We start from the raw sequence: 15,990 nt of genomic DNA, 5'->3' as shown, positions 1-15,990 counted from the left end.
AATCCATAACAAGGAGCTGACACCATGAACCGAAAATGGAACAAGACTGCGCTAGCGCTTGCGTTGACGGGGCTGCTAATGACGACCGCTTGCCAGAACGAGGAGAATAATCCCGCCCCACCGGCCGAGAACGCGTCGAATGCGGGCTCGAACGGCGGAACGGCGACGACGCCGGGAAGCAACGCCGGAGGAACAAGCGATACGACCGCCAACGGCGATACCCCCGTCTCCGATAACGGCACGACCGGCAATACGGGCGCGAACGGTCAAACGGGCACGGCGGGCAACAGTAATGGCGGCACGGCGGCAGGCAGCGCGGGCGGCGGCGAGAACGGTTCCGAGGGACAAGCCGATACCGGCAAGCAGGTGAAGGAGTTGCTCGCGCTAGCCGAGCAGGGCAAGGTGCCGGGCATCGAGTTCGCGGCGCATACGGGCCTCATCGACGACGTCGAGAAGGCTTGGGGCAAATCGGATCACGAGGAGTTCGCGGGCAAGGGCATGTACGCGACTTACGGGGCCAAGAACGCCGTCATCGGCTACAATAAAGGGAACCAGATCTTCGACGTGCGGTCCGACGATCCGAGCCTGCAGTCGCTGACGCTCGCGCAGATCGAAGCGGCGATCGGCAAGGCGGACGAGCAGACGAAGAACGGCGACGACGATATCTACGTCTACAAGGCCGGCGAAGACTTCCAGCTCAAATTCATCATACCGAAGTCGACCGGCACGGTGGACCATATTTCGGTCTACGCGCCGAAAGACGCGGTTAACAATATGGCCGGGTAACTTTGCCCGACCGGATGCAAGAAGACTCCCGATTCGCCTTGCGGCGACGCGGGAGTCTTTCTTGCGGAGAGATGAGCTAGACAAGCAATGCGCATCGTATTGATTAACTTGCGGAGTCGCGCGGAACGCCTCCGCTTAGACTTCTTCCGCCACGAACCGGTTCGTCAAGGAGCCGAGCTTCTCGATCTCGATCGTCACTTCGTCGCCCGGTTGCAGGTAGACGCGCTGGTCCTTCGGCAGGCCGAGCACGACGCCCTCCGGCGTGCCGGTCAGGATAATATCGCCCGGCACGAGCGTCATATGGTGCGAGACGTAGCTGACGATCTCGTCGCAGCCGAAAATCATGTCCGACGTGTTGGAGTTCTGGCGCACCTCGCCGTTCACGATCGCGCGGATCGCCAGGTCGTTCGGGTTGCCGACCTCGTCGGCGGTCACGAGATACGGACCGAGCGGGCTGAAATCGTCGCAGCTCTTGCCAAGCAGCCATTGTTGGGTGCGAAGCTGTAGGTCGCGCGCGGACAGATCGTTGACGGCCGCATAGCCGAATACGTAATCAAGCGCCTCTTCTTTGGCCACGTATTTCGCCTTCTTGCCGATGACGATGACCAGCTCCGCCTCGTAGTCGAGCTGCTTGGTCACTTTCGGAATCGCGATGGTCTTGCCGTTGCCCGTCAGCGTGTTATTGAATTTATTGAACAGAATCGGATATTCCGGAATGGCGGCCTTCGTCTCTTCCGCGTGTTTGCGGTAGTTAAGACCGATGCAGATGATTTTGTTCGGGCGCGTCACGCAAGGCCCCCACTCGACCGATTGCTCGTCGAGCGTATAGGCCGCGCTACCGCTAGTTTGCAGCCCCGCGATGTACGTGCCGATCGCATCTACCGCCTGCTGTCCGCCCTCAATAACGGCCATAACGTCGGTCGGCACCGCCGTCTCCGCCGGATGCGCCGCCAGCGCCGCCTCGATATCAATAATGCCTGCTTCTGTCTTCACGCCGAGCAGCTGCCGCCCGGCTTTCTGGATCGTGACCAGTTTCATGGTTCAGTTGCCTCCTTGGATTCGATTGCTTGAATGACATCATGTCGTTCGTTATGAAAATGACGCTCGGAGAAATTCTCGGAGGAATGGCGCCGTTACGCGTTCTTCCCGAACACGACGCCGCCGTCGATGTACAGCGGAGAGCCCATCATGAACTTCGATTCGTCCGAAGCCAGGAACAGCGCCGCCTGGGCTACGTCCTCCGGCATTCCGATCTCGCCGCTGAGCTGACGAGACTTCAGCCCGTTGATCGCTTCCTCCGGATCCGCGTACGAAGTGCGAAGGTAGTTCTCCACGAACGGGGTCATGATCGTCCCCGGCAGCAGCGCGTTCACGCGGATGTTGTACGGCGCGTAGTCGACCTGCATCGACTTGGTGAGCGACAGCACCGCGCCCTTGGTCGCCGCGTATACGGCTCGTCTGGCCAGCCCGATCTCCGCGATGCACGACGACATGTTGATGATCGATCCGCCGCGGCGCTCCATCATGTAAGGAAGCACGTATTTGCTCGGCACATAGACGCCGCGCACGTTGACGTTCACGACCTTGTCCCACATCTCCGGCTCGATCTCGTGCAGCGCCCCGACGCCGCTGATGCCGGCGTTATTGAACAGCACGTCGATATGCCCGAACGTCGAGACGATGCCATCTACCATCGGCTGCACCGATGCCGGATCCGTCACGTCCGCCTTGTAATAGACCGCTTCTCCGCCGGCCGCGCGAATATCCGCCGCCGTCTCTTCGCCTTTCTCTTCGGACAAATCGTTGACGATTACTTTCGCCCCTTCCGCCGCGAACAGCAGCGCCGTGCTGCGTCCGATGCCGGAACCCGAACCGGTGATCAGAATGACCTTATCCTTCAGCCGCATCCTTCTTCATCCTCTCCGTCTATGAATCTACATCCGGCCGGACAGCCGCTCGGCTAGTCCCCGGATCTCGCGCACGGCCTCGTCCTGCTTCTCCGCCCAGCTGTGCAGCGGCATCGAGCAGCTGACCGCGAACGCCGCCTCCTCTTCGCGGTCGAACACCGGCGCGGCCACGCAGTTGAACCCCATCGCCGCCTCCTGCATATCGAAGGCAAGCCCGGATTCGCGCACCTGCCGCAGATGGTCGATTAATTCGCCGCGGCTCTGGAGCGTATGCATCGTGAGCGGCGCCAGCGTCTCCGGAAGAAGCCGGGCAATCTCTTCCTCCGGCGCGAACGCGAGCATCGCCTTGCCGAGCGCCGTCGCATGCGCGGGCAGCCGCATGCCGGGCTCGGAGACGAGCCGAACCGGCGAGGGCGCTTCCATTTTGTCCAAGTAGAGCACCTCGTGCTGCACGCGCTTCGCCAGCTGCACGCTCTCTCCCAAACGCTGCAGGACGCGGGAGGCTTCCTCGCGGAATACCGGCCGCATGTCGAAGCTGCGCTGGTACGCGTAGCCGAAATCGCCTAGCGCCGGACCGACCGCGTACGTATCGCCGTCCTCCCGTTTCACCCAGCCCAGCGACTCCATCGTCGCTAGCATGGTGAACATCGAGCTTTTGTTAATCTCCAGTCTCCGGGATAGATCGATCAGCTTGAGCGCGCCGGGCTCGGCGGCGATGGCGGCGAGCACATGATGCGCTTTCTCCAGTGCCGGAACCCAATATTTCGGTTTCTCGTTCATCATACGGTATAAACCTCGCGGTAGATGGTTTTGCATGCAAAACCTAATTTAATATATAGAACCTACCGTTATTATAAATTCGATCCCCCGCGTGCCGCAAGTAAAATTTGACTTTGCTCCCGCCGGTTGCTGTAATGGAAGGTGGAAATCATTGTGGAGGCGAACCGACATGCTGTTTATCGATAACCGGGGCATTACCGACCCGACCTTGAATTTGGCGCTCGAAGAATACGCGCTTCGCAATCTGCCGATAGACGACAGCTACCTGTTGTTCTACATTAACGAGCCGTCGATCATTATCGGCAAGAACCAGAACACGATCGAGGAGATCAATACGGATTACGTGCACGAGCAGGGCATTCACGTCGTGCGCAGGCTGTCCGGCGGCGGCGCGGTCTATCACGACCTCGGCAACCTGAATTTCAGCTTCCTGACAAGGGACGACGGCGATTCGTTCCACAACTTCGCGAAGTTTACCCAGCCGGTCATCGACGCGCTGCGCAAGCTGGGCGTGAACGCGGAACTGAGCGGACGCAACGACATCCAGGTGGGCGAACGCAAAATTTCCGGCAACGCCCAATTCGCCTCGCGCGGACGGATGTTCAGCCATGGCACCCTGTTGTTCGATTCCGCGATGGAGAACGTTGTTTCGGCGCTGAAAGTAAAGCCAATCAAGATCGAGTCCAAAGGCACCAAATCCGTGCGCGGCCGGGTGGCGAACATCTCCGAGTATCTCGCGGATCCGATGACGACGGAGGAATTCAGGACGACGCTGCTGCGCGAGCTGTTCGGCTGCGAACCGGAGAACGTGCCGCAATACAAGCTTAGCGAGGGGCAGTGGGATGGCGTGCGCAGGCTCGCCGAGGAACGCTACCGCAATTGGGACTGGAACTACGGACGCTCGCCGAAATGCAACATTCAGAACGAACGCAAATTCGTCTCCGGCATTATCGATGTCCGGCTCGACGTGACGGAAGGCCGCATGGATCTCGTTAAAATTTACGGCGACTTCTTCGGCGTCGGCGAGGTGGCGGAAATCGAGGAGCTGCTGACCGGCATCCGTTACGAGGAGGAAGCGATCCGCCAAGCGCTCGCGGGCGTCAACCTGAATACGTATTTCGGCAAGCTGACGGAAGACGAGTTCGTGTCGCTGCTGCTGCTGCGGAATTAGCCGTATCGTGTACGAAAATGAAAGGCTCGTCCGGCGACATGGTCGCGGACGAGCCTTTTTGACGTATGAGGCGGTTTAGGTTTAGCATGCCCGTCAACCCACTATTTTCCGATCGTCTGACCCAGTCGCCATGAACTCCATCAACGTGCGGCTCAGCTCCTCCGGCATGCGCAACATCGGCAAATGCCCGCTCGGCAAGCTGACGGTGCGGTGAGCCGCCAACTGGAGCGCCATCCGGTCTTGTAGTCGCTGATCCAGCTCCCGATCTTGCGTGAGCTTCACGTACATCCTCGGCACCTCTGGCACGCCGGCTTCGCAACCGTCAGTGTACACGCGGATCGACTCAGGCTTGAATCCCGCTACCACGGATTCTGTTTGAGCCGAAGTTAGATCGTGGCATAAGCCTTGCCGGATGGCCGCTGCAGGAGGCTTCGTCCCTGCCAGCCGCAGCACCGTCGAGACGAGAACCCGTTTCGGCCACGGCTGCACGGAAAGGAAGGAGCCGCCGTTCTTCGGTATAATCGCCCCGACCGCGATGAAGCCGGCAACCCGCTCCGGCATCTGCTTCGCGATGCGCAAGCCGATCAGGCCGCCTAGCGAATGCGCGACGAGCACGAACCTCCGCACGCCCCACCGCTCGATTTGACGCTGTACATGCTCGGCGTAATCACCCAACGAGAACGAGTTGTTCGCTTCGGGAGCGCCATCCTTGCCGGGATATTCCGCGACGAGCACCGGGCATTCAATTTGCGAGAGGACGCCCGCCCAAATTCCCTGCCCTAACCCCGCTCCGGATAAAAAGACTACTCCGGTTTCAGACGCGTTTACCTCCGTACCTGCACCATTCATTGTTTGTTCCCCCTTGGAATTTCTCAATTGAGAAGAGTATACGATAGGAACAGTGACATCTGTATGGCAAGGTAATTCTTAATACAGCCAGATCATGATCATCATGACCGATAAAAAGACGAATACGTAGATGAAACAAATGCGCATCCATTTTTTTGATATACCCGCAAACTTCGCTCCTTGCATACCTGCCGGATAAAGGAATGCGAAAAACAACAAAAGTCCGAAATACGGGATTTTCATCCAGGCGCTACCACGATCTAGTGCATCATTGAACGCCAACATCCTGACGAATCCTAGGCCCGCCGCAGTTAGACCGAGTAACAAGAAGGCTAAAGCGGACATCTTTTGGTATCGAAATAAAAAAGGAGACACAATCAGGAAAAACAATGCTGCGCCAGTGGAAAGATAAAATTCCGCCGTAAAAGTATAGGTATGCATAACAAATAACGCCCTTTATCTGCCAAAGTGTCAACGTCCAGCTTATATCAGTATGCTAGATCTATGCGGTTTAGTATATAGACCATCCTCACCTGTGACCACCCTGCCGACAAAAAATCCCCGGCCGCTTCCTCCGCGCCAGCCCAGTGATTCCACGCCTACTTCCGTCCATACAACCGCCGAAACACCCATACCGCAACGACGGATCCGATCAGAGGCGCAAAGATAAATACCCATAGCTCGTGAAGCGCATCGCCGCCCAGCCATAACGCCGGTCCCAAGCTGCGCGCCGGATTCACCGAAGTGCCGGTTAGCCCGATGCCGAGGATATGGACAAATGTTAGCGTCAGGCCGATCACGATGCCCGCAATCTTGCTCGTCGCTTCGGTCGCCGTCACGCCCAGCAGCGTATATACGAAGACGAAGGTCAAAATAATCTCTACGACGATGGCCATCGACGCCGTAATGCCGATGCCATAGCCCGCCCCGTAACCGTTCTGTCCCAGGTCGGTTACCGCCTTGCCCGTCGATTCGATAATCGCATATAGCAAGCCCGAAGCGAGTATGCCGCCCACCAGCTGAGCTGCGATATACCCGCCCAAATCACGGCCGCTCAGCTTGCCCTGCAGAAACATCGCCATTGACACCGCCGGGTTCACGTGACAGCCCGAAACCGGCCCAATGACATACATCATTGCGATTAGCGATAAGCCGAAACTCAAAGCAACGCCTAAACTGCCGAGATTGCCTCCGGCGGTCGCCGCGCTCCCGCACCCGAATAGAACCAGGACGAACGTTCCGGCGCCTTCGGCCGCGTATTTCCTCCACGTACGATTCATCCCCGCCGCCTCCTTTTTGCCCTTCTCTCTCACTCTATCGCGGGAAAGGCCGGAATATGACATTACGATAGAGCGCGTGGACGCGCACGGACGGGGAGAGCTTCACCCCGTCACCGCCCTCGCTTCTCGAGCCCGTTCCAGCGGAAAAGAGGAAATGATTCGGCATATCCTTACACTTTTTACCGCCTTTCGCCGCTGGCATAATGAGATCAACAAGGCAAAGGTGAAACGGCTCCCGCCGACCATTCGTAACGCGGCGCGTTTCATTCCGGATAAACCCCAGCCGAACATGTCAGGAGGCCAAACGCGATGCGTTTGCACGAGGAATATATGATCGAGAAGCTGAGAGAATACGAGCTCGAAGAATTAAGAAGGGCCGATCGGAGGGGAATACACCGGCATCTCGCAGAAACGGCGGCGCGCAGAAGGCGGACAACAAAGCGTATAACGGCCTTACTCTGGCTGGTTCGCCTACTGGGGATCAAGCGTTAAGGATGACGACGTAAGCCGTGTATACCGCGCAAGCTGGGGTTGTTTGACAAAGGGGTTGCGCTTTGATAGCATGGGCACGATATCAACAAATCGGCTAAGTCTGGCATGCGCCATTCGTCCCATCCCGGATGTACCGGCAGGCTTTGCGCGGAGGTGAACGTTTCTGCCGAATTCCAAGTTTTTTCGCGTCGGTTACGGCGTGCTGCTGATCTTCCTTATCATCTGGGTCGGCGTCAAAATCAATTTCGTGTTTCACCCCGTCGCGGTCATGTTCCAAACGCTATTCATACCGATTCTGTTGTCGGGAACGCTGTATTACTTGATGCGTCCGCTGGTGCAGTTTCTATCCCGTAGGAAGGTGCCGCGCAGCGCCGCGATCCTGATCATTTACTTGTTGATCGTATGTTTATTCACCCTGCTTATCATCTATGTCGCGCCGATAATCAAGAAGCAGTTCGTCGAGCTCGGCGAAAGCATGCCGCATCTCGTGCAGACGGCCGTGCAGCGCGGGTACGAACTGGCGGACAACGAATCGTTCAACCAGTTCCTCGAGAGCTTCGGCCTGGACTTCAACACGCTGCAGGATAAAGCGACCGAATACGCCGACGTGGCCGTCAAGCTGGTCAGCACGAATATTACGGCGCTGTTCGGCTTCGTAGCCAATCTGGTGCTCCTCGCCGTCGTCATCCCGTTCGTCCTTTATTATTTCCTGAAAGACGGGGAGAAAATGAGCGGCGGATTCTTGAAGGTCGTGCCAGTCAAAAATCAAGCGCTCGCCCGCAAACTGCTGTCCGAGATGGACCAGACGATCGCCACCTATGTTCGAGGACAAATCACCGTCGCCGTCTGCGTCGGCATTCTCCTGCTCATCGGCTACCTCATTATCGGCATCGATTACGCGGTACTGCTCGCGCTCGCGGCCATGCTGACGAACGTCATTCCGTATATCGGAGCGTTCATCGCCGCCGTGCCGGCCGTGTTGGTCGCTTCGGTCGATTCGCCGATGATGATCGTGAAGGTGCTCGTCGTCACGCTCGTGGCGCAGCAGATCGAGGGGAATTTAATTTCGCCGCAAATCATGGGCAAGCAGCTCGAAATTCATCCGCTGACCATTATTTTGCTGCTGCTCGTCGCCGGCACGCTCGTCGGGCCGCTGGGCTTGCTGCTTGCCGTTCCGATCTATGCGATCGTCAAGATTATCGTCGTCCAAATTTACCGATTCATCAAGCTTCGTACCGAAGCGGAACCGGATCTTGCCGACGAGCCGCCGATTTGACCCAGCTGACGGCAATTGACAATCAGGACGCGCATAACGGAAGGCTTTCCGAGCGACAATAGAAGCGGACCTCGGGTGAAGCAGCGCAGTTGCCGTCCCGAACGCGTCCCGAACTTATCCTAATCGTCGATCACGAAAGGAGCCATCCTCATGTCCAGTTCTCAAGGCCGTCGCGAAAGCGCATGGAAAAGCCGCAAGCAAAACCAAAGGCCCCATGGCAAGATCAAAAGTCTCGCCGAACTGTCTGACGAAAGCTCCTCCGGCGAAGCGGGTTTCCGCAACCACGAGTAATGCCAAAAAAGCTGTGCCTACCGCGTCCGCAACCGAACGTTGCGACGCGCGTAGAGCGCAGCTTTTTCCTTATCCGTATCTCCCGTCCGCTAGCGAATGACCGTCTTGTTCTTCCCCGTCTTCTTCGCCTCGTACAAGGCGGCATCCGCGATGCGGAAGAAGTCGGCCTTGCTCTCGCCTTGCGCGAAATCGTGGAGCCCGATGCTGATCGTCACCGATCTGCCGCCCATCTCCTCGAACCGTACCTCGGCGACCGTCCGGCGAATCGCCTCGACGACCATTATCGACTGTTCCACCGGCTTCAGCGTCAGCAGCACGATGAATTCCTCGCCGCCGTATCTCGCCGCGAAGTCATCCGCCTCCATATGCTCGCGGATAATCTCGGCTACGCGCCGAAGCACGATATCGCCGACCCAGTGGCCGTAAGTATCGTTGACCAGCTTGAAGTTGTCGACGTCCATCATCGCCACCTGCAGCGGGAATTCGCTGCGTTGCTGCTGCTCGGCCAGCTTCTCGGCGTATTCATGATACGTCTTGTGATTGTAGAGCTCCGTCAGCGCGTCGATCTTGTTCATCCGGTCCATCATCGCGTTCTTCACGAGCAGTTCCTGCACGGACTTATGCGACTTCTCCAGCACCGCGAACAAGTCGCTGCCCCGCTTCAGAACGCCTACGCCGCTAAACGCCGCGGCAAGCAGGACGAAGGCCACGATCGCCATTTCGCAAAAGAACGGAAGCGATTGCCGGCCCGGCGCGAACGCAAACAACAGCAGCAAATATACCCCATTCACGCCCAAAGCGATATGAATATAGCTCGGCTTCAGCATGAACATGCCGGCCAGCATCGGCAGCAGAAGGATGACGAGCGCTCCCGGCAGCTTCGCGCTCATGAAGAAGGCCAGCGTCATGGCCAGCAGCATGCCCGCGATGAAGATGGCGGCGTCCTTGCGCTCCGGCAGTTTGCGCAAAGCGGCTTCCAAGCCGCCAAGGAGGACAACCAAGATAACGTCCGGCAACCACACGTAATGCTTCATATATTCAGACGCATCGAAAGCATTGTTTGTCCGTTCCGAGACCGCATACACGGCGATTTGTCCGAGAACCGTGACGGCTAACGTGATCCAATACCCGTTCACGACCATTCTCATCCATTTGTCCGACGCTTGAACGGACGAAGGGCGCTCATTGCGCATTCCTCTACCTCCACACTTCTAGCTGCACCTAAGCCGCTGGCCGCCGTATCCGCGCAAGGCTATGGACACCGTTCCAGTTTGCTTTACGAAGTTATTCTACTTCGTTCGACAATATTCCTGCTTGTTCCTCGATTTCCTCCCGTCTCCAATGAGGGTAAAAGGGCTTCTGTTTTCGCTCCCCCTTCCCCCTCCGCAATGCTGTCAGGTTAAGAAGGGCTACGCCCCTTTGATCCCACTATTATTGCTCCCTCCTCCCACCTCCTCCGCCGAGGAGGCTCCAAAGGGCTTTGCCCTCTGGACTCCCTTTTTCGTGCTGTCTCACTTGTTCGCGGTCGGCGATTGGGCTTGAGCGGGGCCGCTTTTGTCCTCACGGACAAAGCTTCAGTAGGTTATGAAGTCCGTCCTACGACTTAAGCCTGTCAGCTATAGTCCCTAGTTGGCTTCATCCGACGTTTTCCCTTAACCTGACAGCATTGCCCCCTCCGCCGAGGGGTACCAGAGGGTTAGCACCCTCTGGACTCTTCTAATCAGCGTGACTCTGTTCGCGGCCGTCCTTGATGTGTCCTTTCAAGGGGAGCCCGCTAGTCCTTCGGACTGGCTCTTGTTCGAGCTTCGTTCGTTACGTTTTGCCTGTGGGTGGTATCCTCTAGGCGATCTGTGCTTGATGCCGCTCCGTGCTGACCTTCGCTTTCGTCCGCTCCCGCGGAATCGCTTTACGTTTTTATCCAAAAAAATCAATTTCATTAAAAAAAGCATCCGCATGCAGCTGGTGCCGCATACGGATGCTCTGATTAAAATGTCGATCTTATTCGAAATAGACCGCTTTGCCCGTCTTGGAAGATTCGTAGATCGCCTCGAGAATCTCCGATACGACGAGCGCCTGCTCTGCCGTCACGACCGGCTCCTTGTCGTTCAGCACGGCGTCGATCCATGCGCGCGCTTCCAGCTCGGCCGGATCTTCGCTCGCGCCCTCGTAGAATGCCACGCCGCCGCTGCTGAGCTCGATATCCTTCGTGTACAGCCGGCTGTTCTCCTCGCCGTTGATGCGCAGCCCTTTCTTCATGTCCGCGCCCGCCTTCGTGCCGCACAGCGTTACTTTCGCTTCGTCGACTTCGAGGGAGTTGAGCGCCCAGCTCGATTCCAGTACGATTGACGCGCCGTTCTCCATCGTGATCATCGCGAACGCCGAATCTTCGACCGTGAACTGCGCCGGATCCCAAGGGCCCCACGCGTTGGCCGCGTTCTCGTTCTGGGACAGCTTGTGGTAAGCGCGACCGAGGACGACCTTCGGCTTGTAATTGTCCATCATCCAGAGCGCCAGGTCAAGCGCGTGCGTGCCGATGTCGATCAACGGTCCGCCGCCTTGTTTCTCCTCGTCGAGGAACACGCCCCACGTCGGCACCGCGCGTCTGCGGATCGCGTGCGCCTTGGCGAAATACACTTCGCCCAGCTCTTCGCGATCGCAAGCTTCCTTCAAGTAGCGGGAATCGGCGCGGAACCGGTTCTGGTAGCCGATGCTCAGCTTCTTGCCCGTACGCTTCGCCGCTTCCAGCATCAGGCGCGCGTCCGCGGCCGTCTTCGCCATCGGCTTCTCGCACAGAACGTGCTTGCCCGCTTCGAGGGCGGCCACCGTAATTTCGGCATGGGAATCGTTCGGCGTGCATACATGGATAACTTCGATCGTCTCGTCCTTCAACAGTTCGCGGTAATCCGTATAGACGACCGCTTCGCTCGTGCCGAACGTTTCCTTCGCTTTCACCGCGCGCTCGGCTTCGATGTCGCAGAACGCGACTATTTGCGCTTCGGCGACTTTCGCCAGCGCCGGCATATGTTTGCCGTTAGCAATCCCGCCGCAGCCGATGATGCCGATACGTACCTGTGCTTGTGCCATTTGATTAACCCTCCAAGATCCGGTTTATTATAGCGCCGTACCGTAATTTTGCGTTGTGCCATTGAACCTCAATGAACTAGAATAAGTATAGTCCAAACAGGCGTTCATTAGTAATCGCGGATATTGCGATCGTTTTATGCCATTTTGTTGTTGCAGGGGTGATCACGTGGAATTTTACAACGAGAAGGTTGTTTATGAAAACCCTCTCTTGTCTCTTAAAATATTTCAATCCGAGCGCATGCACGATTTTTACATTGACTGGCATCACCACCGGGAACTCGAGCTTTTGCTCGTCACGGACGGTATCCTGGACGTGTATATCGACGACGAAAGCGTCCGGCTGGAGGCCGGCGACGTGGCCATCATCGGCGCCAATCAGCTGCATCGCGACCGCAGCATCGGCGTGCCGATGCACTATATCGTGCTGCAATTCGATCTGGAGCAATTTTTCGACCATAGCTCCATGCCGTATATGCGATTTTTCTCGGAGACGAAGAATCCGCTTAGCCAAGCGAACTACATCTTCCGCGAGAATGCCCATGCGAAGGCGGAAGCCGCCGAATCCATCCGCTCGATCCTGCAGGAGGCGACGACCAAGCAGACGGGCTATGAATTGGCCGTCAGCATGCTGATCAAGAAACTGCTCCTGCTGCTCATCCGCAGCGACTCGAAGAAGATTCTCGCCGAGAGCGAAGACTTCGACCGGGCGCGGCTGCGAGGCGTGCTCGATTACGTCGAGACGCATCTGACCGATCGCATCCAGGTGGAGGAAGTGTGCAAGCTGGCCAATATGAGCTACTATTATTTCGTCAAATTTTTCAAGAAAGCGATCGGCCTCTCGTTCACCGAATACGTGAATTACCGCAAGATCAAGTGGGCCGAGCGCATCCTGCTCACCAAGGACATGAGCGTCTCGGAGGTCGGCGACCGGATCGGCATGCCGAACATGGCGCATTTCTATAAAATGTTCAAAAAATACAATGACTGCTCGCCAAAGCAGTTCCAGAAGCGCATGCTCGCCTGGAACCGGCAATAAAGCCCGCGTTCGTCTCGATTTGAGGCGAACGGCGGGCTTTTTCGCGTCAATCTGGAACTATTCGCGAGGATACAACGTCAAATCAACATTCGGATTATTTCCATATAAGGAGCGATACGATGAAGTTGAAGCAAATCGGGTCGGCTGCCGCGCTCGCCCTCCTCTGCGTGACCGGGGCTTTCCCCGCCTATGCGGCCGAACAGACGAACGCGCTAAGAATCGACTATGCGAACGGCGAAAAACGGGTTTTGGAACGCTCCGATTACGCAACGCGGGATAACCGACTTTACGTTTCTCCTCACCTGCTCTCCCTATTAGTGCCTTTCGATACGGTTTCCAAGGGGATTGCTTGGAACGCCGACGAGCAGCGTTTACTAATTCAGGCCTTTGACCTGAACGCCGTCGGCGAACGAAGCGACGGTTTTACGATGATCGCGGGCGAGAAGGCTTTTTATGATCATGTGCTGGATCAACGGTTCGAGATTACGCAAGAGATGCTCTTAACGGAGGGCCGCGTCTATTTGCCGCTGCGCGCCATTGCCGAAGCATACGGCTACTCGGTCGAATACGATGCCGATGGCGGCGAATCCGTCATCCGGATAGCGGGTGGCGCGGCCCAATAGTCGCCAAAAAGGACAACGGGCAGCCCGTTGTCCTTCCCTTGCTCAACCATCTTGCATTACCAGCTAAACCAATCGATCGAGATCGAGCCCAAGTACTCGTCATCCTCCGATTCTATCTCCATCCAATCCGTTTCCTTCTCGGTATAGCCTTCTTCATAATAGTCCTCGTAGTCCGGATATCCGATTCGATCCGCTTCGTCGTCCAAGCCGATCGCGCGCAATTCTTGCTTGAGGAATTGCTTAACATCCTCGTCTGCCTCGTTAATCCATCCGCGAGATTGAGCGTCCCGCAGGAAGACAAGCTTGGCTTCCCGGGGCGCCGAGCCGAAGAACGCCTTCGCGTCCGCCAGCTCCAGCCATTCTTTGCCGGCGAAATCGAACCGTTCTGCGGGAATTCCCGCACCGGTGGACGGCACGACGCCGAGGCCATCCTCGGTCGGAACCGTTGCCGCAAGCCCGCGAGCCTTCTTCAGCTGCTGAAAGTAAGCATATGGGTCCGGCATCTTCTCCAGCTTGAGCGTCTGGGACACGAGATGCCGCACGAGCGCGTCATCCCGGCCCGGCTCCCACGCATCCGGATCCGGTGCCATGATCGTGCTTACGGACGCCTTGTCCGCGTTCATGTCCAACACATGAGCCGCGTTCTCCGCATAGACGAGCATGCGGAGGAAATCATGCAGATTCCGGGCGACGATGCGGACAGGGTCATCGAAGTTCATCGGTTCGACGCGGACGATATAGGCTTCTTCCAAGCTCGTAACCTCGCCGAAATCGGTCAAGAAGCCGTAGTGGATGCCGTCTACGCCAGGCGACCCGAACGTAATGACGTCTAGCGGCGTATTCAAATAGCGCGAATCAACGCCGTCCTCATAGAAATACACGCCAAACATGTCTCCGTAATCAAGAAGCTTCTTCTCGCGCAGATCCTCCTGCAGCTTCAGCACTCGTTTCAGCTCGGCGGGCATCTCGTATTTGCCGTAATTAAGCCGGATCGCTTCCTCGGCGTCAAGAGTTTGGCCACCCGACACCGGATCCGGATAGGCGTTGGTTCGCAGAACCAGGATCTCCTTCTTGCCGCTTCCGTCCCAGTTCATCGCGTGATAAGTTCTGTTCGAGCGGTGCGAGTACTTGCCGTACAGGATCAAGTCTCCGTAAACGTGGGTCACCGCGAAGCTCTCGCTGCCCTTCAGTCCGTTGATCAGCGACTGCGACCCCGTACCCGGCTTGATGCGCGTCAGACGTTGGTCCAGTTCGTCTGGATCGGATTCCGTATACGCCCAGCCGTCCTTGGCGAAGAGCAGCTTGCTGCCGCCTTTCGTCAGGGGAACCGGCTTGCCGCCGGACAGCTTCACCTGGTAGATCGGCCCGAGCTCGTCCGTACGTTTCTTCGTGCCCGGCACGATTCGTTTCGTCCCGTAATAGATGGCATCCCCATCGAGGATCGGGCGTACGGGGTGGTCCGCGGCGAGTCTCGTTTTGCCGGTGCCGTCCGTCTTCATCTTGTACATGCCGGTTGTCGCCTGATAGACGATATTCCCGTTCCATATCTGCACAGGCACGCTCTGCTGATAAGCGCGATGCAGGGCGATTCCCCTCACGGTCCGGTTCATCCGGTCCACGCCGCCCAAGTAGTCGCCGGCCAGCAGTTTCTTGTTCTTGCCGTCGAGCCCGATTCGATAGAGCGAATAAACGATCGCGGCTTCGCCTGGATTGGCTGACGGCTTCGCGGCGGCGTTCGCGACGGTATAGTAGAGCGTCTGATTCGCGACGGTCATATGGGACAGCTGCAGCGTACCCGGATCCGAGACGACGACGTTGACGCTAGTGCCATCCAACTTGGCGCGCTTAATGACCCCCTTGCTCAGCCGTTCATCTCCGTAATCGTCTCGCGCAATCTCGCCTTCCCAGTACAGCACCGTCTCGCCGGCGATCGACAAAATATGTACGTTCGATTTGGCCGCCAAATTCCGCAAATACGGTCCGGCCGTCGCCGCGGCGCGAATGTTGTAGTCGATCTGGTCGGGCACGGCGAATTGCCGGCTTGGCGCGCTCGGGCGGATCAGCTTGTCCTTGGTCGCATCCTGCAGCGCCGAATCGCCGGCTTTCTTCTTCAACACGCGGTATTGCTGCCGGTAAGTTCCGGGTTCGAAATAATACTCGTCGACATATATCCAACCGTCCGCGGTAACGCCGATCAAATTATATTCGGATAGCTCCGCCAGCGCGGATGCCAGCTGTTTGCCGCTCGCGTTCGGGTTGCTAGCCTGCGATTGCGCTCCCGCGGCCGCCGTCACCGCATCATGGCCTGCCGCAATAGGTCCCATGAATGCGACCGCAGCCAGCAGCGCGGCCGTACATTTCTTCCACCTCATCATCTCGCCCCAGTTCAGATAAATAATGACAACCTTTCCATCA

At 57.4% G+C, this 15,990-nt stretch carries 15 protein-coding genes; 6 read left to right on the top strand and 9 right to left on the bottom strand.

Going from position 1 to position 15,990, the window contains the following annotated elements:
• The first annotated feature begins 24 nt into the window (after nucleotides 1–24).
• A complete protein-coding gene (locus BCM02_RS32495) occupies nucleotides 25–786 on the top strand; it encodes a YjgB family protein (protein WP_246183658.1) in 762 nt (253 codons plus the stop codon).
• Between the two features lie 135 nt (nucleotides 787–921).
• Here BCM02_RS32495 and BCM02_RS32490 read toward each other — a convergent pair whose 3' ends face one another.
• The 3 genes from BCM02_RS32490 to BCM02_RS32480 all read right to left on the bottom strand — a co-directional run bounded on the left by BCM02_RS32490 (nucleotide 922) and on the right by BCM02_RS32480 (nucleotide 3,476).
• Nucleotides 922–1,824, bottom strand: coding sequence for a fumarylacetoacetate hydrolase family protein (locus BCM02_RS32490; RefSeq protein WP_148933287.1), 903 nt, complete (start codon nucleotides 1,822–1,824; stop codon nucleotides 922–924).
• Between the two features lie 95 nt (nucleotides 1,825–1,919).
• Nucleotides 1,920–2,693, bottom strand: a complete 774-nt coding sequence (locus tag BCM02_RS32485; RefSeq protein ID WP_148933286.1) for an SDR family NAD(P)-dependent oxidoreductase — start codon at nucleotides 2,691–2,693, stop codon at nucleotides 1,920–1,922.
• A 27-nt stretch (nucleotides 2,694–2,720) separates the two neighbouring features.
• The gene (locus BCM02_RS32480; protein ID WP_246183657.1) at nucleotides 2,721–3,476 is read right to left on the bottom strand and encodes an IclR family transcriptional regulator; all 756 of its coding nucleotides are present in this window, start codon (nucleotides 3,474–3,476) and stop codon (nucleotides 2,721–2,723) included.
• Between the two features lie 166 nt (nucleotides 3,477–3,642).
• Here BCM02_RS32480 and lplA point away from each other — a divergent pair, with 166 nt between their 5' ends.
• Nucleotides 3,643–4,644, top strand: coding sequence for a lipoate--protein ligase (gene lplA, locus BCM02_RS32475; protein ID WP_148933285.1), 1,002 nt, complete (start codon nucleotides 3,643–3,645; stop codon nucleotides 4,642–4,644).
• Between the two features lie 93 nt (nucleotides 4,645–4,737).
• Here the strand turns inward: lplA and BCM02_RS32470 are convergent, their stop codons facing one another.
• The 3 genes from BCM02_RS32470 to BCM02_RS32460 form a co-directional block, all read right to left on the bottom strand.
• Nucleotides 4,738–5,493 carry an alpha/beta fold hydrolase gene (locus BCM02_RS32470; protein ID WP_148933284.1) on the bottom strand — a complete coding sequence of 252 codons (756 nt, stop codon included), beginning with the start codon at nucleotides 5,491–5,493 and terminating at the stop codon, nucleotides 4,738–4,740.
• A gap of 78 nt (nucleotides 5,494–5,571) precedes the next feature.
• Complete coding sequence (locus BCM02_RS32465) at nucleotides 5,572–5,934, bottom strand: hypothetical protein (protein ID WP_148933283.1); 363 nt, start codon at nucleotides 5,932–5,934, stop codon at nucleotides 5,572–5,574.
• 158 nt (nucleotides 5,935–6,092) lie between these two features.
• Complete coding sequence (locus BCM02_RS32460) at nucleotides 6,093–6,773, bottom strand: MIP/aquaporin family protein (protein WP_148933282.1); 681 nt, start codon at nucleotides 6,771–6,773, stop codon at nucleotides 6,093–6,095.
• A 691-nt stretch (nucleotides 6,774–7,464) separates the two neighbouring features.
• On the opposite strand from BCM02_RS32460, the gene BCM02_RS32455 reads away from it, so the two are divergent.
• On the top strand, nucleotides 7,465–8,541 hold the full coding sequence (locus tag BCM02_RS32455; protein ID WP_187434534.1) for an AI-2E family transporter: 1,077 nt from the start codon (nucleotides 7,465–7,467) through the stop codon (nucleotides 8,539–8,541).
• A gap of 150 nt (nucleotides 8,542–8,691) precedes the next feature.
• On the top strand, nucleotides 8,692–8,832 hold the full coding sequence (locus BCM02_RS35570; protein ID WP_187434533.1) for a DUF6254 family protein: 141 nt from the start codon (nucleotides 8,692–8,694) through the stop codon (nucleotides 8,830–8,832).
• An 89-nt stretch (nucleotides 8,833–8,921) separates the two neighbouring features.
• Here the strand turns inward: BCM02_RS35570 and BCM02_RS32450 are convergent, their stop codons facing one another.
• Both BCM02_RS32450 and BCM02_RS32445 read right to left on the bottom strand, forming a co-directional pair.
• The gene (locus tag BCM02_RS32450; protein WP_148933280.1) at nucleotides 8,922–10,025 is read right to left on the bottom strand and encodes a GGDEF domain-containing protein; all 1,104 of its coding nucleotides are present in this window, start codon (nucleotides 10,023–10,025) and stop codon (nucleotides 8,922–8,924) included.
• Nucleotides 10,026–10,830: 805 nt separating this feature from the next.
• A complete protein-coding gene (locus tag BCM02_RS32445; RefSeq protein WP_148933279.1) occupies nucleotides 10,831–11,916 on the bottom strand; it encodes a Gfo/Idh/MocA family protein in 1,086 nt (361 codons plus the stop codon).
• Nucleotides 11,917–12,082: 166 nt separating this feature from the next.
• On the opposite strand from BCM02_RS32445, the gene BCM02_RS32440 reads away from it, so the two are divergent.
• Together BCM02_RS32440 and BCM02_RS32435 are read left to right on the top strand one after the other, a co-directional pair.
• A complete protein-coding gene (locus BCM02_RS32440) occupies nucleotides 12,083–12,952 on the top strand; it encodes a helix-turn-helix domain-containing protein (RefSeq protein WP_148933278.1) in 870 nt (289 codons plus the stop codon).
• A 119-nt stretch (nucleotides 12,953–13,071) separates the two neighbouring features.
• Nucleotides 13,072–13,575, top strand: coding sequence for a stalk domain-containing protein (locus tag BCM02_RS32435; RefSeq protein WP_148933277.1), 504 nt, complete (start codon nucleotides 13,072–13,074; stop codon nucleotides 13,573–13,575).
• A 56-nt stretch (nucleotides 13,576–13,631) separates the two neighbouring features.
• On the opposite strand, the gene BCM02_RS32430 is transcribed toward BCM02_RS32435, so the two are convergent.
• Nucleotides 13,632–15,947: a DUF5050 domain-containing protein gene (locus BCM02_RS32430; RefSeq protein ID WP_187434532.1), complete on the bottom strand. Its 2,316-nt coding sequence runs from the start codon at nucleotides 15,945–15,947 to the stop codon at nucleotides 13,632–13,634.
• Nucleotides 15,948–15,990 lie beyond the last annotated feature (43 nt).

It is taken from the genome of Paenibacillus methanolicus (genome assembly GCF_008124765.1).
Lineage (GTDB): Bacteria > Bacillota > Bacilli > Paenibacillales > Paenibacillaceae > Paenibacillus_Z > Paenibacillus_Z methanolicus.
This window is presented reverse-complemented; position numbering and strand designations above follow the sequence as displayed.